This window comes from Bacillus sp. GW823-FHT06B01, from assembly GCF_058952315.1.
On sequence record NZ_JBXAHR010000006.1, the window covers coordinates 36951 to 56461 of the forward strand.

The 19511-nt window shown below is 34.6% G+C and carries 17 protein-coding genes and 1 pseudogene; 4 read left to right on the forward strand and 14 right to left on the reverse strand.

What is annotated here, in order from left to right:
- Positions 1–20: 20 nt before the first annotated feature.
- The 5 genes from AC1Q8N_RS23945 to AC1Q8N_RS23965 form a co-directional block, all read right to left on the reverse strand.
- Positions 21–1142, reverse strand: coding sequence for a YHYH domain-containing protein (locus AC1Q8N_RS23945; RefSeq protein ID WP_098642925.1), 1122 nt, complete (start codon positions 1140–1142; stop codon positions 21–23).
- 139 nt (positions 1143–1281) lie between these two features.
- On the reverse strand, positions 1282–1914 hold the full coding sequence (locus AC1Q8N_RS23950) for a class A sortase (RefSeq protein ID WP_048541777.1): 633 nt from the start codon (positions 1912–1914) through the stop codon (positions 1282–1284).
- A gap of 116 nt (positions 1915–2030) precedes the next feature.
- Positions 2031–2504 carry a DUF2178 domain-containing protein gene (locus AC1Q8N_RS23955; protein ID WP_098076816.1) on the reverse strand — a complete coding sequence of 158 codons (474 nt, stop codon included), beginning with the start codon at positions 2502–2504 and terminating at the stop codon, positions 2031–2033.
- A complete protein-coding gene (locus tag AC1Q8N_RS23960; protein ID WP_000154014.1) occupies positions 2497–2715 on the reverse strand; it encodes a helix-turn-helix transcriptional regulator in 219 nt (72 codons plus the stop codon). Before AC1Q8N_RS23960 ends, AC1Q8N_RS23955 begins: the two co-directional genes overlap by 8 nt.
- Before the next feature lie 112 nt (positions 2716–2827).
- Positions 2828–4084 carry a 3D domain-containing protein gene (locus AC1Q8N_RS23965; protein WP_060486975.1) on the reverse strand — a complete coding sequence of 419 codons (1257 nt, stop codon included), beginning with the start codon at positions 4082–4084 and terminating at the stop codon, positions 2828–2830.
- Positions 4085–4730: 646 nt separating this feature from the next.
- On the opposite strand from AC1Q8N_RS23965, the pseudogene AC1Q8N_RS23970 reads away from it, so the two are divergent.
- Both AC1Q8N_RS23970 and AC1Q8N_RS23975 read left to right on the forward strand, forming a co-directional pair.
- A pseudogene (locus tag AC1Q8N_RS23970) lies at positions 4731–5249 on the forward strand (methyl-accepting chemotaxis protein); the annotation flags it as partial.
- 131 nt (positions 5250–5380) lie between these two features.
- Positions 5381–6193, forward strand: coding sequence for an undecaprenyl-diphosphate phosphatase (locus AC1Q8N_RS23975; protein WP_048541769.1), 813 nt, complete (start codon positions 5381–5383; stop codon positions 6191–6193).
- 118 nt (positions 6194–6311) lie between these two features.
- Here AC1Q8N_RS23975 and AC1Q8N_RS23980 read toward each other — a convergent pair whose 3' ends face one another.
- Positions 6312–6515 carry a hypothetical protein gene (locus AC1Q8N_RS23980; RefSeq protein ID WP_001268332.1) on the reverse strand — a complete coding sequence of 68 codons (204 nt, stop codon included), beginning with the start codon at positions 6513–6515 and terminating at the stop codon, positions 6312–6314.
- A gap of 172 nt (positions 6516–6687) precedes the next feature.
- Here AC1Q8N_RS23980 and AC1Q8N_RS23985 point away from each other — a divergent pair, with 172 nt between their 5' ends.
- Positions 6688–7839: a VanZ family protein gene (locus tag AC1Q8N_RS23985; protein ID WP_048541767.1), complete on the forward strand. Its 1152-nt coding sequence runs from the start codon at positions 6688–6690 to the stop codon at positions 7837–7839.
- Between the two features lie 7 nt (positions 7840–7846).
- Here AC1Q8N_RS23985 and AC1Q8N_RS23990 read toward each other — a convergent pair whose 3' ends face one another.
- The 6 genes from AC1Q8N_RS23990 to bdhA all read right to left on the reverse strand — a co-directional run bounded on the left by AC1Q8N_RS23990 (position 7847) and on the right by bdhA (position 14133).
- Positions 7847–9160: a D-arabinono-1,4-lactone oxidase gene (locus AC1Q8N_RS23990; protein WP_098048178.1), complete on the reverse strand. Its 1314-nt coding sequence runs from the start codon at positions 9158–9160 to the stop codon at positions 7847–7849.
- Positions 9148–10320 carry an amino acid deaminase/aldolase gene (locus AC1Q8N_RS23995; RefSeq protein WP_493521403.1) on the reverse strand — a complete coding sequence of 391 codons (1173 nt, stop codon included), beginning with the start codon at positions 10318–10320 and terminating at the stop codon, positions 9148–9150. Before AC1Q8N_RS23995 ends, AC1Q8N_RS23990 begins: the two co-directional genes overlap by 13 nt.
- 108 nt (positions 10321–10428) lie before the next feature.
- Complete coding sequence (gene sph, locus AC1Q8N_RS24000; protein ID WP_000676775.1) at positions 10429–11430, reverse strand: sphingomyelinase C; 1002 nt, start codon at positions 11428–11430, stop codon at positions 10429–10431.
- Between the two features lie 71 nt (positions 11431–11501).
- Positions 11502–12353 carry a phospholipase CerA gene (cerA, locus tag AC1Q8N_RS24005; RefSeq protein ID WP_000731011.1) on the reverse strand — a complete coding sequence of 284 codons (852 nt, stop codon included), beginning with the start codon at positions 12351–12353 and terminating at the stop codon, positions 11502–11504.
- Positions 12354–12617: 264 nt separating this feature from the next.
- Positions 12618–12962, reverse strand: coding sequence for a potassium channel family protein (locus AC1Q8N_RS24010; protein WP_000948239.1), 345 nt, complete (start codon positions 12960–12962; stop codon positions 12618–12620).
- A gap of 118 nt (positions 12963–13080) precedes the next feature.
- A complete protein-coding gene (gene bdhA / locus AC1Q8N_RS24015) occupies positions 13081–14133 on the reverse strand; it encodes a (R,R)-butanediol dehydrogenase (RefSeq protein WP_098831006.1) in 1053 nt (350 codons plus the stop codon).
- A gap of 226 nt (positions 14134–14359) precedes the next feature.
- Here bdhA and AC1Q8N_RS24020 point away from each other — a divergent pair, with 226 nt between their 5' ends.
- Positions 14360–15538 (forward strand): MFS transporter, encoded by a 1179-nt coding sequence (locus AC1Q8N_RS24020; protein WP_098847542.1) that lies wholly within the window; start codon positions 14360–14362, stop codon positions 15536–15538.
- Between the two features lie 30 nt (positions 15539–15568).
- On the opposite strand, the gene AC1Q8N_RS24025 is transcribed toward AC1Q8N_RS24020, so the two are convergent.
- Both AC1Q8N_RS24025 and inhA2 read right to left on the reverse strand, forming a co-directional pair.
- Positions 15569–16345, reverse strand: coding sequence for an N-acetylmuramoyl-L-alanine amidase (locus AC1Q8N_RS24025; RefSeq protein ID WP_046957382.1), 777 nt, complete (start codon positions 16343–16345; stop codon positions 15569–15571).
- A gap of 624 nt (positions 16346–16969) precedes the next feature.
- Entirely contained in the window at positions 16970–19369 is a 2400-nt protein-coding gene (gene inhA2, locus AC1Q8N_RS24030) for a M6 family metalloprotease immune inhibitor InhA2 (RefSeq protein ID WP_048541762.1), read from the reverse strand.
- Between the last annotated feature and the right edge of the window lie 142 nt (positions 19370–19511).

The following is a 19511-nucleotide window of genomic DNA, read 5'->3' on the forward strand; positions in this document are numbered from 1 at the left end:
GGGGAAATCCCTCATCTTTTTTATGCATTCTTACCTTTTTCTATCGCTTGTTCGTACAGCTCTTTATGTTCTTTATATTCACTTGGCACAAAATTCTTATAGAAGAATGCAAGCCAACTGTCTCCTTTTTTATATCCTTCTTCTCTAATTTCTGCTGCTTTTTTATTTGATTTAAATCCTTCAATAAACCATTTCTTTAACGATTCATTTTTTTCATACTTAGCAGGAACTTTCAAATCATAGTTTTCAAATGCATACTTATAGCCAGCCTTTTCTACTGCTTTTTTTGTAGACTTATAGCCCTTTTCATAAGCTGTTTCATACACCTTCACGTACACATCTTTCTCTCTATTTCCAGGGTTCTTTCCGGCTAGTTCCTTACCTGCCTTTTCCCCTAGTTCAGCTTGCTCTTTTTCAATGTTTTCTGTTCTTTCTTTATTCCCTACTTGGAAACCTTCTGCAAAGTTCGGCTTAAACTCCGGAGCAATTTGACTATCTTCCATCGTCTCTTGTGCTAAACCTTGCTCTTTTCCTTTTTCAAAATGCGTTTTCTTCTGCTCTTCTAAAGACCAAGATGCAACATATGCAGTTTTGAATGCTTCTTTATATGTATCTGATTTTTCAGCTAAATGTGATTCCGCATCATTTTTCCCTGCTTTAAAATCAGTCTCTCCACTTTTTTGTCCCTCAAGCTGCCCTTTTTCCATATCAGCTTGACGCTGTACTTCCTCTCGCTTACGTGCCTCTTCTGCTTTTCTTTGCTCTTCAGCTACACGTTGTCTCTCTTCCTCTGCTTTTCTTTGTTCCTCCGCTACACGTTGTCTCTCTTCTTCAGCTTTACGCTGCTCCTCTGCGGCACGTTGTTTTTCAGCCTCAGCATTGCGCTGCGCTTCTACTTGTCTTTCGGCTTCTACAGCACCATTATCATTTGGGCTAGGAGCTGGACTCGTTGCACCACTACTAGAAGCTGGCTTATTGTGATAATGATATTCCCCGTACTGTAATCCCCATTTTTCACAATTTGTCCGACACGTATGTCCTCCATTAGCATCTGTACGCCCTGGATGCGCATAGGCTGAAATTGGAGCTACCAATAACGCTACACTTGTTGCTAAAAGAAGTTTCTTCACCTGTTGTTTCACTCTTGTTCCTCCCAAAATCTTGAATTCTAACTTTATTATACATAAATAGAAAAATACTTAAATACTAACTAAAATATTCTATTATTTCTCAACATTAGTAAAAAAGAAGGTCAACTCTTTAAAGAGTTGACCTTCTTTTTTACTTCTTCGCCTTCGTTCCTACTAAATCACCAGCAACAACGTAACGTTTAGAATTATCTTTCACAGATACACATGTAATAAGCGTTATCTCATCTTTCCCATGATCCTCGACAACCTCCCATTTATCAGGAGTTACTTCAGATACACCAGTAACCGCATATTCATATTCATTTTCATTATCATACAAATAAATTTTATCACCTTTTTTTAAAGAGGCTATATCACTAAATAAAACACCTTTTTTAGACATGTTATGTCCTGCTAATGCATAATTCCCTTTTCCCATGACTTGATTTTCTTTTACTGTTGCTGCACCTGATAATAGGTTTTTCTCAGTAGAAGATTTTAAAACAGGAAGTTCTAATGAAACACTCGGGATCGAAATACGACCAATTACTTGTTTCTTATCTAATGATGCACTCGCTACTTCTGCCAAGTCTGGTTGATCAATTTTCGAAGCATCTACAAATTCCGTCTCATGTTTTTCATAATCCATCTTTTGAACAGCCTGCACATTTTCAGTCTGTTTCTTTTCAGCCTGATATCCATCGTAAAATGGCTTTCCGATTAACACACCACCTACAACAAATAGAAGGATTGCTACTATACTATAAATTCTTTGCTTATTCATATACAATTCCTTTCCCTTACAAAATCTTACTCTATATAAAATGATAAGATAATATTGCTATATGTACAAGTGTAAGCTAGAAAGAAACCTTCTCGCACGTGCAAGAAGGTTTCTTTTTAAGCTAATTTATTTCTGTATAGTGATACGTGAAAGACCGTCATTTGAATTAAATAAATTAAATACACAACATATAAAGGGTATGCCGAAATATATAAATTTGCTACAGGTGTAAATATTAATAATCCTAGTGCACAAGGTAATACAAACCACAATGATACAAATGTTGTTCGACATGCTCTATCTGTAATATCCTTCTCGCGTTCATCTTCTTGGGGAAATAATAACGGATACAATTGCAATGATGATCTTTTATATTTCTTCTTATGCAATCTTTTAAAGAACGCTAGTATGATAGCTACAATAAACAGTAATACAACAGGTGTCAAACTCATTGTTATTTTGGATGGCAAACTCTCATTTTTAATAATATCAGCAAACTGTATCCAAAAATCATAAAACTCTACAAATGCCCAGCATGCCAATACACTGTAAAATAAATTTATGATATACGAAGCGACAACCCTACTCATCCTCTTTCCCCTCCTTATTTAAAACAAACACATCTTCCATCTTTAACTGAAATACATCGCAAATCGTAAGTGCTAATAACAGTGAAGGGACATAATCCCCTTTTTCAATTGCCGCGATTGTTTGCCTTGTCACTCCAACCTTTTCTGCTAATACACTTTGGGAAAAATTAAAGCGAGCTCTTAACTCCTTCACTCTATTTAAAATGGTCAATTTTACCACCTCTCAATTTTATTGTATGCTTTCCTTAACAAAATGTAAACTTAACTTAACATTATTTTTATAAAAAAATCCAACTTTACGTATTGTAAAGTTGGATTACATATTAATTTAAAATTTTAACTTTAACTGTTCTTCTACCCCACTCATTAGCTTGAGCTGAGTTTGGCATTAATAGATCAATGATATGCCCTTTTATTGCACTACCAGTATCTCCAGCAATTGCTGTTCCATATCCTTCTACATATACAGTAGAACCTAGCGGGATAACAGATGGATCTACAGCAATTAATTTCATGTTTGGATTTGCAGTTAAATTATGTCCTAACCTAGATTTTACAGTTTCACCCGGTTTATAGCCGTTTTCAGATGGATCAGCTGTATAAGCAGTTGCTGTTACGTAAAATTCTTTTCCACCTTGAGCTGGTTTCGTATCAGGTTTAGACTCTGTTACTGTATTTTTCGCTACAGGTTCAGCTGGTTTACTAGCTTTTTCTTGCTTTTGTTTTTCAGCAATTTCAGCCTGTGCCTTAGCTAAAGCTTCTTGCTCAGCCTTTGCAGCTGCTTCTGCTTTTGCACGCTCTTCTGCAGCAATTCTTGCTGCTTCTTGCTCACGAGCAATTGTTTCTTGAACTGCTTTCATATTTGATTCGATTTTAGCTTTTTCGTCTGCTGCTAAATTAAGTTGGCTTGCAACTGCATTATATTTAGCTTGAACTGTTTGTAAGTTATCTTGACGCTTTTTCAAGTTATCTTGCAACTCAGCTTGTGCTTTTGCTAATTTTTGTTTGTCTACTACTAAAGATGCTTCTTTTTCATCAATTGTTTTCTTATCTTCTTCAATTTGACGAAGATCTTGTTCTTGTAGACGTAAAATTTCTTTATCTGCTTCTAGAATAGTAGAAACTGCGTTCATACGTTGTAAGAAATCTGCAAAGTTTTTTGACTCTACTACAACTTCTACTACTAAACTTGTATTTGAACTGTTTTGAACAGAAACCATACGTTTTCTCATAATATCCTTACGAGCAAGGACTTTATCCTCTAAAACGACAATTTCATTCTTTTTTTGCTCAATCTGCTTATGTGTTTCATCGATTTTACGTTGAATAGCAGCTTGATCCTCTTTATTTTTTGCAATTGTATTATTTAAATTATGTAGTTCGTTTTCGATACCTTGAATTTCTTTACTAACAGCTTGCTTCTCTTGCTCTTTCTTTTGCATATCTGCATCGTTTTGCTGCAATTGCTGTTGCATGTTGTTAAGTTTCTCGTCGTTTGACTCTGCTTTTACAGCGACTGTACTAGAAAGACCGATAATGCCTGCTAATACTAGACTACTGATTCGCTTAAAATAGTTCATAATCCGACTCCCTTCTTATACAGTTATACATGATTTATTTTACAGTTTGTTTACAATACCATTAAATACAGTTTATTTTTCATGACGAAAAAAAGGGAATTATGCATAAAATGTAATAGATTCTTAAATATTTAACAATTCCTATATTTAAAAATTATAAAAGATGCTAAAATCCAAATATAGAGAAAATATAACTTCTAAAGGCGGTTGAAATAAATATATGTTTACTCAAAAGAAATCACTCCAACATAAAATTGATCAATTAGCAAATCGTATACAGGAATTAGAAGCAGAATTAAAACAAAAAGATATTGAAAAACAAGAAATCATTTCTTCTATTCACGACCGTGTGCAAAGCGTCGTTCAAGAGCACCAACTTGTAAATAATCAACACCATACACTTCAAAATTTAGTTCAACAATTAAGCTCATGTTTCGAAAATGTTTCAACGCGTACAACACATTCCAATGAATTGAATAATGAAATGTTACAAAAAGAACAAAGCTTAATTCAGTCAATTGAAGAAATTATTGACTGTTCTAATGAAGGAAAAGAATCTGTTCATCGTTTACTTATTGTAATTAATAAATTAGGTGAACAATCTCAGCGCACGTCTAATAGTATGAATCATTTAAGTGAGCGCTCAAAAGAAATCGAGCAAATTGTAGAAGTCATCCAAAACATTGCAGCACAAACAAATTTACTTGCTTTAAATGCGAGTATTGAAGCTGCGCGTGCTGGAGAGCACGGTAAAGGATTCGCTGTCGTTGCCAATGAAGTAAGAAAACTAGCGGAAAGTACAGCCGAAAGTACAAAAAACATCGGTAACTTAACGAAAAAAATTCAAGAAGAAATTGAAAAAGCATACGATAACACAAAAGATAATTTGCATTTAGTTGATGAAGGTGTCGAAATGAGTGCTGATACAAACGCTAGAATTGAAAATATTTTAATTATGATTCAAACGTTACAAAGCGGTGCTACAAATGTTATTAAAGCTATCGAAAACCAAAAATCTTGTAATGATGATATATTACGTGAATTCTCTAATACACAACAAATGTTCCAAAAATTAAATACTACTATTATGAACCATATTCATGATGCCGAAAAAGTCGACGTTCAATTGACTAAAGGTCTTCAAGAAACAGCGGCTTCTCATTAATAATAAAACCCCCTTTAGCGCTATAAGGGGGTTTTATTATATTTCGAATTTTTATTTCTTTTCAATATTCATCCATATCTTTGTTATAATGGAAAAGTTGTTTCTTTCGACTAATAAACAAGGAGGTTATTATGGAACAATTTCATTACATTTTAAAATATTTAATTCTTGGTCTGTTCCAAGGACTAACAGAACCCATTCCGATTTCTTCAAGTGGTCACCTCGTTTTAGCACAACATTTGCTAGGACTAAAAATAGAAGGATTTAGCTTCGAACTACTTGTTAATTCAGCTTCATTATTAGCTGTATTACTTATTTATAGAAACGATTTAATTCGTCTAACGAAGAATGGTCTATCTTATATATTTACAAGAGCGGAAGGCGCAAAATCAGATTTCTTCTTTATTATTTACCTTGTTATTGCGACCATTCCAGCAGGTGTTATTGGTGTTTTATTTAAAGATTACATCGATCAGTACTTAAAAGGTGTGAAGATGGTTGGGATTTCCCTCCTTATTACTGCTGTCGGCCTTTGGATTATTAGAAACTTGCGTGGGCGTAAAAATGATGGCGACCTTTCTATGAAAGATGCAATCATCGTCGGATTAGCACAAGCTTGCGCACTAATTCCTGGAATAAGCCGATCAGGTGCAACAATCGTCGCAGCGATGTTACTTGGTATGAAGCAAGAAACAGCTCTTCGTTTCTCATTCTTACTATATATCCCTGTTAGCTTAGGTGGTTTATTACTAAGTATTACAGACATTGCAAAAGATCCAAATCTAGACACATTATTCGTGCCATATGTCGTTGCATTTATCGCAACATTTATCATGACGTATATTTCTTTAAAATGGTTTATGAACATTATGGCAAAAGGAAATTTAAAATATTTCTCTTTCTATTGCATTATCGTAGGTGTACTTACTCTTATTTTCTTATAAAGTTCAACTTACAAATCGAAAAACGAGTCATTCTATTAAACTAGGATGACTCGCTTTTTTATATCTTTATAATGATAAAATCCCTCTTATCTTTCTGTACAGTAAGAGGGGCCCTCTTTTATGCGTATACTTTCTTTTCTTGACAATACAAACGAATAACATGTTTATTTTGTTGAAATACATCATGCGTTAGGCGGATAATAATAAAATTTCGTTTTGTTTGATCATCATGAACAAAAATCTGTTCTCCCTCCTGAAAACGCCATGCACTTTCAAAAGTTGTAATATGATCCCCACTTACAGAAAAAAGCTCATATCGCATATCTTGTACCCTCTCTCAACTTATAATAATCACAATATCCTTATATTAAATTTAGTATAACTTAATCCCGTTTAAATTTGAAATTTTTTCTATTTCGAAATATTTTAATTTTGTTTTCAGGCTCTTTTAACGTTATAATGATAAACGAATTTTCAATGAAAGGAGCTTCATTTTGACTGCATATTTATTTCCAGTAAAAACAGCATTTATTTTATTTCCTATTTTAGCAATGTTTCTCTTAATACCTTTTTTAATATTTAACTACCGAAAGTATGGTTATTTAAATAAATGGCGTTCATTTATTTTATACTCATTATTACTTTACTTATTAAATGCCTATTTTCTTGTGATTTTGCCGTTACCACAAACATATGATACTTGTAGCCTACAACCGGCTAATACGCAACATATGCAACTATCACCATTTTATTTCATACAAGAAATTAGTAATCATACCTCGGCAATTTTAACGAAACCAGCTACTTATTTCTACCTATTAAAAGAATCTGCGTTTTTACAAGTAACATTTAACGTTCTATTAACCGTTCCATTTGGTATTTACTTACGTTATTATTTCCGACGTAGTTTCTTACAAACAGTGTGCATTTCTTTTTGCCTTTCACTGTTCTTTGAGTTAACACAAGTAACTGGATTATATGGTATTTATAATTGTGCCTATCGCTTATTTGATATTGACGATTTGTTTTTAAACACGCTAGGCGGCGTAATTGGTTTTATCATTGCACCAATATTTACGTACTTCCTTCCGAAAACAAGTGAATTAGATATTCATATTGATTTAGAAACAAAACCAGTCGGATTCGTTCGTCGTTTTATCGCGATGCAAATTGATTGGATTTTCTTATCTATCGTTGTACCTGTCATTAAAAACAAAGGAAATTCCTTCTTTGTTTCTAATATTCAATCTTACACGAACATATACGAACTCATTTTCATAACGTGTTCGATCTTTATTTACTTTATTATCATTCCATACTTTACGAATGGAAGAACAATAGGAAAAGCGTTGCTTCGAATTTATATTAAAGGACAAGCTGAGCGTATTACACTAAAAGAATTATTCATTCGTTACGGGATATTCTATTTCATTTTAGGCGGAATCAATTATATTCTTTCGAGTAGCTCTATCTTAAATCATACAGAGCCTTTAGTATTACTAGTTATACTATTATTCCAATTTGTAATTAACGGTCTATTTATTATTCATGTTTTATTGCATGTATTTAGTCGTGATAAATTACTATTTTACGAGCGTATTAGTCAAACAAGAAATGCGATCATACTAAAAAAAGCTGACAAGTAATACTTTGTCAGCTTTTTTTCATAATCGTAAATAATTTTTCTGTGTAAGGGTTTGAAAACATTTCTGCTTCATCTAGAAACTTCCTCGCCTTTAGAAACGAATGCATTTCTGGATATATATTTTGTAATTTTTCGTACGTTAACGTATGCATTTTCCCCCAATGCGGGCGCCCTTCATACTTTAGAAAAATTTTCTCCACCTCACCAAAATAAGCAGCATACTTCATACCTTTATACATATGAACGGCAATATACGCTGAATCCCTTCCGTACGCTGGACTGAGCCATATATCATCACTTTTCACATAACGACATTCAATTGGGAAGTGCACTTTATACTTTTTCTTTTCAATAAGGTTTGAAATTTCTTCTACAACGGCCCGCATATAATTTGAAGGAACACTATACTCCATTTCATAAAATGGAACCGCACGCGACGTAGCAAATACTTCATAACTCGGACCAACTATCTTTGTATTCGGTACAGCTTTAGCCGATAATCGACTTACTCCTTTACTTATAGAGGGAAACCATTTACATCCTTTAGATAACAAAGAGAACATCTTATTTTCCAGCAACTCTACCTTTAGTTTATGCCATTTCAAGTCACTTTTTTTACCCGTTGTTTCATTTGTAAATTTCACTTGTACTTCATCTGAATAAGGAAAAACAAAAAATTCAAAATGGCGATTCTTCTTATATTCTTCTAGCTTGTTCATTACAGTAGATAATGACTGTTTTTCACTTTTATAGACGAGTGAATAGGCTGGAATAACCTTCAATTTTATTTTTACAATGATACCTAACATTCCAAGCGACAACTGAAAGGCTCTCCAATATTCCACATTCTCAGTTTCCGAACAAACTATACTCTCGCCTGTAGATAAAACTGCGGTAATCTCTATAACTTGTGTTGATAAACTTCCAAAGGTAATACCCGTTCCATGAGTCCCTGTACTAATCGCTCCTGCAATCGATTGCAAATCAATATCCCCTAAATTTTCTTGTGCATAACCTTTTTCTTCAAGTAACTTCCCTAAATCATGTAACTTTGTTCCTGCCCATACTTCGGCAACCATCTTCTCTGCATCCATATCCAAAATACCTTTCAATTCATCTAAAGAAACTAAAATTTCTTCCGTTTGCACAAGAGGTGTAAACGAGTGTCCTGAACCGACAACACGAATTTTCTTCCCTTTTTTTCGAGCAAGCCCTACAACTTCTACTACATCTTGTATACTTTCTGGATACATCGTATAATGCGGCGTTCCTTCTACATTCCCTGTCCAATTTCTCCATTTTTGTCCCTTTATAGAAAGCATTGGCCATCCCCCCGATATGTTGAATACTCCCCAACAATCTCTCCTTCTTTCACACGATATAAAAAAGGAAAACGCTCACATAACTCTCCAGCTTTACTATGGCGAAACAAGATAGAATCTCCTATCTCTACTCGTTCCTCACCGTTATAAAAAATCGGTGTTTGCACTTCGCCAGCGCCTTCTAAAGCTAATAATTTTGCACCATTTGGTCTCCAAATCTCAGGTTCTTTATCTTTCCCGATTGCACCTGAGGCAATATATCCACCACCTAAACAAGTGTAAATAAACAGGGCTGGTTTACGCACAACTGGTAAAGCAAATCCGACAGCTGGATGAAATTGCACCTCTTTATAATAATCGAACAGCTTCGGGGCATAAAAAGCAGAACCTATTGTAATCTCTGAAACTGAATTATCTTGCTCAGTTGTTTTTATACTTCCTGTACCTCCCCCATTTACAAACCTTAGTTCAATACCTAGGTTTTGTATTTCTTTTACGATATGTCCTCTTCTTTCTTTAACTTCTAACACTGACTTCTTCTTTAAATACGAAATTACTTTACTTTTCACTCTTTGATTCGGTATGTGATCTCCTACCCCAGCAATTTGAGCTTCATATCCCATTACACCATCTAGTATTAAAAATGATGATTCTTTTACCCTTTTTACTATTTTCAAAGCACCTTGCACATCTTTTACCGGTGATCTGTTTACCCCAAAATGAAATTGAAAAAAATGACTACTCATATCAATATCCAAACAAACACGAAAACACCCTTTAGACTCCTCAGCAATTTTTTCTAGATAAACAATATGGTCTTCACAATCCACCATACAAGTTATAATGAGGCCTTGCTTTGTTAGCAAACTAATTTCATGTAAAGCTCTTTTATCATAAGCAGGATACCCAAGCAATAAATCATTGAATCCTTGTTCAATTAAAAACAAAGCCTCTCTAGGTGAAAAACACATAATACCTTGAAATCGATCATTTGTAGCTAAAATCTTTTGCATAACTGGAACAGAACGTAACGATTTACTCGCTATACGAATCTTCTTATTCCCACTTAATTTTATAATCGATTGAATATTTCTATCTAAAGCCACTTCATCCAAAAATGCACACGGTAATGGAACCTCTTTAAAAATTCCTCGATCCACATTTTTCTCTCCTCTTTTCAATATGTCTTATACATATTGGAAAGAAAGTTGAAATTTCCTCTACAAAATAAAAAAGTTTCTTCCTATTAAGAAGAAACTTTTTTAGGACTATTTCATAGAAATAGTTGCCTCTACTGGATAATGATCAGAGTAATCATTATATGTATATTTTTTAAGCCATGATGTAACAGTCCACTGTGGAGATTTCGGTTGTAATACTTTATTCTCTATAAATGACGGATTCGCATGGTCTTTACTTGCGATAATATAATCTAAATACTCGGCAGGGCTATCAGGGAAATTATATTTTGCTATACTGTTTGTCGTCGCATCCCAAGTTGCTGTATGTCCTGTATAAGATGGAATAGAAGCGTGCAATGTTTTGAACATGGATGCGTACTCTGAGTCACTATTGTTCTCTGCATTTATTTTATTCACGTTCATATCACCACCAAATAGGACGTACTCGTCATTTGGTATATTCTTATTTTTAATAAAGTCTTGAATTTCTTTTAACTGATTTGTACGTACAGATGCAGGTGAAGTTTTTCCGCACATACTATCTTCAGCCTGCAAATGTGTCCCGATTACATGAACGAAACGATCATTTTTCTTAATTTTCGTGTATACAAATCCTTTATTCGATAAATTATCTGGCCCGCATCCTTTTGCAAATACATATTGAATCTTTTCAACAATCGGCCATTTACTCACGATTGCAACGCCCCCATCTTCAGGAGTTGAAGATGAATAGCTACCTAACGTTTTATCCCATTCATTTCCGTTACTACGACCTAATACCGCTGTTTGATTTGGATATTCTTTCTTCAAATTCCCTAACAAACGATCTGATGCGCTATTATCAAACACTTCATTTAATATAACAACGTCTTGATTCTTTATATAATCTGCCGCCCCAATTAAATCAGCACGCTCACTTTGTCCCCAGTTCGGATATAAATTTGTTGATAGCATGTACACATTATGTGTCATCACTTTCAAAGTATTATTTTGATTTGTAGACGTTTCTGCTTGAGCTGAAGATCCTCCGTATAAAACTCCTAAACCAATCCCAAAGCTAAGTACACCTTTTAGCAATTTTCCTTTCACGTTTCATACCTCCATGTATTAGTTATAAAAAGGCCAAATACTCTATTGTGAGATTTGACCTTTTTTAATACTTAACGATCTCCGTACGTATCAAACCAAAGCTGAATGTATCCGGCAGTAACACGTTGTGCATCCATTAATCGCTTACCTGTCATTGGTGTAACTTCAGCGCGCCATTTATCTGCATATTCTTGTGATACAGCTGCTTTTACGAACCAATCTTTCGTATTATCATTTACAATGCCAGCGTAATCTTGTTTCGCTGCTACTGCCGCTCCGTGAATCCACTCTTCTGGATTTGTACCTTTCCAGTTCCAATATCCATTTCCATCCGTTACTTTATAATTATCTTTTATCGTATCTACAAAGTTTTCATATTTAGAATGGAATCCTTGTGGGTACGAAAGATTTGTAAAGTTTGCCGCATGCATCGGTTGGTTTACATCTCCTAAATAATGAAGAGATAATCCTAAATAGAAGAATGCTTGTTTCATGTCTTTATTTTTATATGATTCACCAGCTAATTTAAAATATTTAGCGCCAGTTTCTTTTGCTTGCTTTGCAAATGGAATATATGTTTTTCCATTGTCTGGATCATAGAAATGTGAAGCAAATGTGCTATTATCATAATAAGGATTTTCATAGTCAGCAGCATAAATACCATTTTCTAATTCCGTACGCCATTCGTTTACTTGTGCAACTCGATCTTGTTTTACAAGTGTTGTATTGCGAGACATAATATCAATCGCACGGTTTACAATCCATAAATGAGAGTTTACACCTTCTTTATGTTTATCTTCAGCAGACCAACGGTGAACTATTTTTATTTTACTTCCCCCATCATTTTCATGAGCAAATGCAACGCTTTGTAAAGGGGCTACTAATGTAATAGCTGCTGCTAAAGCAAGTACTTTCTTTTTCATCTGAAATCCTCCATTTTATAATTGAATTATTGTAAACTTTTTGTTAGGATCCTATGATGTCGTCCGGTTAACCTATGACTAGAATATCCCACCTTTCATGAAATTTCTATCAATAAATTAAAATATGCAAATGTTCATATCATTATAACTTTATACATAGTGAATATAATGAATGAATGCACTTATATTGTAATAAAGTATTGTTAAGCTACTACAAATGATTGTCTAAACTAATGTAAAAAAAGAGTAAAGCATACACATGCTTTACTCTTTTTTTCTATTCGATAATATACTTGGCAGTTGTACATTAACGGCCAACTTATGAATAAATCCAAACACTAATCCAATCCCAATAAAGATATATAAGATTGTAAATACCTTTCCGAAATCAGTTTGCGGACTAAAATTCCCATCACCGACAGTCGTCAACGTGACCACACTAAAATATAAAGCGTCAAGAGGACGTAATCCTTCAACTGTACTATAAAAAATCGTACCAGATGTTAATGTTAAAAATGTTAATACGAATAATACTTGAAATTCTTTATCTTTCCACGCTCGTAAACAAGCTTTTAGCATTCGTTTCAATGTCAACATAAATGAAAGCATTAGACTTCCCCTTCCAAACAAAATACCTGTAGTTAAAGGAAAGTCTATCACCTTTCTGTATAGAAAAAAAGTAGCCCTCTTCTATTTCTAGAAAAGGGCTACTTTTTACTATTCTCTATTATTTAGGTGAAACAAGAATTTTCACTTGTGTTTTATCTGTTACAAGTGCTTCAAATCCTTCTTCAACAACTTGATCTACTGTGATTTTTTTCGTAATTAATTTCTCTGCTTGAATTTGGCCAGAGCTAATTAATTTAATAACAGCTGGGAAGATATGACGGTATCCAAGAATACCGATAACTTCTTTTTCTTTTAGTACAAGGTTGTTTGGCGTAATTGTCGCATCTTTTTCCCACACACTAACAATTACAGTTTGTCCTTCAAAGCTTGTACTTTCAATCGCTTGACGAAGTACTACTTCGACACCTGTTACTTCAAAGCTCACATTTACACCTAAACCATTTGTTAAGTTACGAATTTCTGCTAGTACATCTTGAGTAGCTGGATTTAATACATAATCCGCACCTGCTAATTTTGCTAACTCTTGACGTTCTTTAGAAAGTTCTACTGCAATCACAGGAGTTGCTCCTGCTGCTTTAGCTGCTTGAATGACAAGAAGTCCAATTGGACCACAACCAAACACTGCTACAGCTTCCCCTTCTTTTAATTTACTTTGACGTACTGCATGAACTGCTACCGCTGCTGGTTCTACAAGTGCACCTTGTTCATACGTCATTTCATCAGGAATATGGTGGACCATATCTTCTGGTACTACTGTATATTCAGAGAAACCGCCGCCGTCTCCGCCAAGACCGTGGAAAACAAGTTGTTCACAAACATTGTAATGTCCATGTTTACAAGCTTCACATTTACCACAAGAATAAATTGGTTCTACAACGACGCGATCTCCCACTTTATGAGAAGTAACGCCTTCACCGATTTCAACTACCTCACCACTAAACTCATGACCTAAAATAACCGGTGCTTTTACGTGTGTTAATGGGTGCTCTTCTGTTGGAATAAAAATAGGTCCTGCTAAATATTCATGCAAGTCTGTTCCGCAGATACCACACCATTTCACTTTAATCTTAACTGCTCCTGGTCTTACAGTTGGTTCTGGTACTTCTTCTACTCGTACATCGCGTTGATTATGCCAAAGTAATGCTTTCATTTTATACATCCCTCTCTACGTATATACTTAACCTGGTGAAGTTTACAAATCTATTATAATACTTCTATCCATATATTTCAAAAAAACAATCTCATTTCCACTAAATTTTAACAAATAACGTTCAATATTTTGTCACTTTGTACTTTTTTCCACATCTGTTAATGCTAATTTCATTGCGGTTGAAATTAGCATTATGCCATAATAGCAGAGGAGAGGTGAATATCGCTTGAAATATTTTATTTACTTTATTGTTATCGTAGCGTTTCTAGATACATTTTCACAATTACCTATTATGAGTACGTTCGCTCAAAGTCTTGGAGGATCTCCTCTTATTATTGGGCTAGTTGTCGGTATGTACTCATTCGCTAATATGATCGGTAATATTATTGCTGGCGCTGCTGTCGATAAATTTGGTGCAAAAAAAATACTTTATATAAGCATGGGACTTACGAGTTTCATAGTCTTGTTATACACCGTTGTTCAAAGTGGTGAACAACTATTAGTTGTGCGCTTTATGCACGGCTTTAGTGACGGATTTTTAATTCCTGCTGCCTTTACGTTTTTATCAAAACAAACAAATTCAGCAAGACAAGGTAAGGCAATGGCTCTATCTGGTGCTGCTGTTGGAACAGCGGCAATTGTAGGACCGGCTTTCAGTGGAATTATGAAAGCAACTGCTGGTATAGAGTGGGTGTTCATTACCATTTCTATTTTAATGGTCCTTGGTACAATCGTATCTCTATTCTTCTTACCAAATAACGTATCAAGAAAAGATACTTCAAGAACACAAATGATGAACAAAGAGGATATGATTGAACTATTAAAATCAGAACCGTTATTGCAAGCATATATTGGTGCTTTCACGCTAATGTTTTCACAAGGAATTGTCACTTATATGCTACCAATGAAAGTTGAGGCATTAGCACTTAAAGCATCTACAACAGGCATGATGTTAAGTGTATTCGGCATTACCGCTATCCTCTTCTTCTTGCTGCCAACAAACCGTATTTATGATCGATTTAATCGTTCAAAACTTATGCTAATTGGTATTGCAGTAATGGCATTCGCGTTATCTTTACTTGGATTATTCGCAACAAAAGGTATGCTCTTTATCGTTATGATGATTTATGGCATTGGATTCGCTATCCTTTTCCCATCGATAAATGCATTACTTGTTGAGAATACGACAGATGATAAGCGCGGAAAAGCATTCGGATTGTTTTATGCTTTCTTCTCATTAGGAGTTGTTGCTGGATCCTTTACGGTTGGTGCAATCGGGGCATCCCCTAGCGTCAGCTTCGTTATCGGAACAGCATTCTTATTAACATTCGCTGGAATGATTTATGTAAGAAGCAAAATAAAAAGTAAAGAAAAAAGCAAAGTAAAAAAGACAATGATGGGTTAATTCCATCATTGTCTTTCTATGTATAGCCTTTTAATTTATAATTTCAACATATGCTGGATTCGCAGTTATATAATTTCCAGATTTTAATTTATACATTTTCGAACCATTCACAGTTAATGTTTCTACAACAGTAAACACATCTCCCTGTTTCACAGTCCCTGCTTTTGCATTCCAATCAGGTTGGTTATAATAGTATAATTCAGGTGCCTTTACACGAAGTAAGAATGTTTTCTTTTGTAAATTAAATGATTTTACTAATCCATTTACATGTCCTCTTGCAAGCTGCTCTCTGAAATCCGCATTGGCAAGCTTTGCAGCATCCTCAGCTCGATCAATAAATCCATTTTCAGTCAATATTGCAGGCATATTTGTCTCTCTTAACACATGAAAATTACTTGTTTTCATTCCTCGATCAACAAAATCAGTTGTTTTCATAATTTCTTGATGAATCAATTGGTGATACGTTGTAGTAGGAGCACCTGCATTCGGATAACTGTAATCCTCATAGCCTGTTCCTCCACCACTATTGATATGCACAGATAAGAAGAAGTTTGCTCCCCACTGATTAGCATCATTCGTTCTTTGTGCTAATGTAGGATACACATCACTTGTACGGCTCATTCTAATCTCATGACCTGTATACTCAGAATTTAAAATATTACGAATTCGCAAAGCAATATCTAATGTTAAATCCTTCTCTTTCAAACCATTTCCAATAGCACCTGTATCTGTTCCCCCATGCCCTGGATCTAGATAAATTTTAACTGTTTCTGCACTCGCATTTGTACTTGGCACAATAAAAAACATACAAGTTAAACATAATAAAAAGATACTACTTTTCATAACAAACGATACATTTTTCCATGCTTTCAATTACTTTACTCTCCCTTTACTTACAAATTAAAAGTTTACTACGTGCTACTTTTCTTTTTCCGAAAGAATATTACATTAAACTACTAAACTATTATCTTATTAATTCCCTATGAATTTTACTTAAAACAAAAACTAAAAGCAATATATAATTTTATTTTTTAAAAATAATTAAATTTCGACACCTTAAATTAGTAAAACCTTGAAAAATATGTATTTACTTTTTTTTCAATTAGAACATTTACCATATTAAAATAATTAATTCTCATCTGATATACTGAAAGTTCTTCGAGTCAATTCTCATAAAAAACAAATAAATCCTTTCGACAATTTCCTCGGAAATACTTCTTTTCCCCACATAATTTGATACACTACACATAGATAAATTAATACCTTAATGTACAAAGAAAAAGCACATCCTTCGAATGAAGAATGTGCTTTTATTTTATCTCGCTATTTGCGGAAAGTAAGAATCCCGCCTCGAAATTCGACGAATACGAGGAAGTGTGTGCTAATAATCATTGGGGATGAACACCTCCGACTGATTAAAGTTCCATTTTATTAACGCTTAATCCAAACAGCACCTGCAGACTTATCATCCGCTTGTCCAACAACTTGGAATTTAAGTCCAAGGTTTGGAACTTTTCTTCCTGCATCTGCAATTTGTTTGTTACTATATACTTTTGAATCATCAAATGTTGTAACACCTTGTAATCCAGAATAGTTAAACTGTCCACGTGTTAATGAATTTGCACTCCATGCTGGTGTTTGATCAAATGAAAATGCAGCATCTGCAATTTGCATACCTGTATTACCGTAAGTTGGTCTTCCGTTTAAATTGCCAACAAATGCCTCTGGATGCGAATCCACAACACCAAGGAATCCTTCACCTGGATGCACCCCAACCCAGTTATCTTTGAAGCTATCATCTGCATACCAAACGACAAGACCTGTATTATACACTGGACCTTTTCCTGCTTTTAATCCATTATCTGATCCCGCATAGTTTCTCCACTCTAAGTAGTAATAATGAGCTTTCTTTTCTGTCCCATCAGAAACAACAAAACCATTTAAATTCATTTTAGCCTGTCCTTCTGTATCATCAGAAAATACAACTTGTCCATCAACAGTTACATTTACATTATCCATCGCGAAACCTTTATATGTTACAGCTGGATCTGTAATATAATCGAATTGCAGTTTCACTTTTTTCCCTTTAAATTGACTTAAATCATATGATTTATCCATCCATTTTCCATCTGTTGTATCTTTATCTTCTTGGACTACTTTTTCTCCAAGTCTATCAATTAATGTTTTCGTTCCATCTTCTGTTACTGCATGCACTTCGACAAAATCGCACTCTGCTTCTAACTCATAATTTGCTTTATAATCGAATTTTGCATTTGTTCCTTTTGTTAAATCAAAGAATGGTGTCTCTAGTGTTGTATGCATATCATCTCCTCTTGTACTATAATATGCATGCTTTCCAAACTCTGGTTTAATCGTTTCAACACTTTTACCTGGTAAGTTAACACGTACAACGCCTGGACGATTAGATTTCGTAACACTTTGATCAATATATGTAGGAACTCCTACACCGCGCTTAATTTTATCGTAATCCACTTCTAAAATTTTTGCCCAGTTGCCACCCATATTCTTTTGTAAGAAATCTTTATTTTGTGGTGAGAAACTAGTTGGCTCTGTTCCTGCAATTTTCCCTGTCCAACTACCTCCACTCATTAATGACCACGCTTCGACAGGTGAACCAGTTCCAGTATATTTCGTGTCATATTCATCTGGTAAGCCAAGATCATGTCCAAATTCATGCGCAAATACACCTACTGCTCCATCTTCTGGTTCAATTGTATAATCATGCGCCGCTACTTTTCCACCAAAGTAATCTACCTTTGATTTTGTACCTTCAACCGCTACTGGATCTATTGCTAATTTTGAACGATGTGACCAAATTGCATCATCACCTAATTTACCACCACCAGCTTCTTGACCAACGCCAGCATGGATTACCATTAAATGATCAATTACACCATCAGGTTCATTTTGATTTCCGTCACCATTTGTATCATATCTATCGAATTGATCAAATTGAGATAAATCTAATCCTTTCTCAGCAGCTGCATGTAAAGCTTCTTTCACTAAATCACGTGCACCTTTTGGTCCTTTATTATCATGACCACTGCTACCATCAGCACCGTAGTCAGACGCTTTTCCTGGGACAGTTAGCCATTCTGTTACATATCCATCAGTCGTATAACTACCGCCAGACTGCTCTTCATAATATTGTTTAAACGTCTTTACTTTTGAACCATCAAATAATGTGTACGGCTCATTACCAAATAACATTTTTTGATAATGCTCTCTACTAAAGTCATTCGAATACATATACCCTGGCGTTTGATCAATATTATTATGTTTATAATCACTAAATTCAACGAGTAATACTAATACTTTATCATTTCGAACAGATCCCTTATACGGCGCTTGCTTTGCTTTAGATGTTGGAACTTGCCCATTCAATTGTTTCTTATTTGGTTCAGGCTTTTGCTCAGGGCTAACATTTTTTTCAGGTTTCTTTACATTCTCCTTTTCCTCCATTTTCTTCTCTTTTACTTTTTTCACGAAATCAGATGCCTCTTTAGCAGTATCCGCTGGAAGAATTTCTTTATTTGCCTGATCGCCTTGTTTCTTTTCAATATACTTTTCTACAGCTTTTTTCGTTTCTTCTTTAGAAGATGCTGGATTTATTGTTCCTCTTTCCTTCAGTGCTTCCGCTAAACGATCTTCTTGAATTAAATTGTAATCAATTGGTGTTGTAGATACATTGTCTTTCTCTTTTGCTGGCGTTTCTGCGTATGCTAGCGGAGCACTCATTACAGATGTGCATCCGATAATTGCCGCAATTGCTAATGATGATAACACTTTAAATGGCGCTTTTCTTCTCATTTTATTTCTCTCCTTTTATAAAACTTAAAATTCAGATAAATAAGTGCATTTAAATCAAAAGCTCTCCTTTCTGCCCTCCCTATATACAGTGAAACTTTAATCAGTGGGGAGTTTGTCCATCCCCACTGATTATTAGCCCACA